Below are 266 nucleotides of genomic sequence, written 5' to 3'. Positions count from 1 at the left end.
CGCCGGTGGGGCCCGGCGCCCCGGGACGCGGGGCGCGCCGCCCGTGCCGGGTCCGTCCGCACTACGCCGCCGGTGGTCCGGGACCGGCGCAGACCCGAGGAGAACGCGCGTGACAGAGCCCCGCACGGAGCCCGCCCCGGCGGACGCCCCGTTCACCTATCGCGAGGTCGGCGCGACCCGGCTCGGGCCGCTCCCCCGCGGCTACCGCCACCTCTTCCACACCGCCAGGATCGGCCGGGGCCGGCCGGCCTTCGAGGCGGCGGGCG

The 266-nt window shown here is 81.6% G+C and carries 1 protein-coding gene; it reads left to right on the top strand.

What is annotated here, in order from left to right:
- Positions 1 to 109 precede the first annotated feature (109 nt).
- Positions 110 to 266 (top strand): DUF1990 family protein (locus tag GT042_RS39005; protein ID WP_161308786.1); only part of this gene is annotated, 157 nt, incomplete at its 3' end.

The sequence above is a fragment of the Streptomyces sp. SID3212 genome (assembly GCF_009865405.1).
Classification (GTDB): Bacteria; Actinomycetota; Actinomycetes; order Streptomycetales; family Streptomycetaceae; genus Streptomyces.
This window is presented reverse-complemented; position numbering and strand designations above follow the sequence as displayed.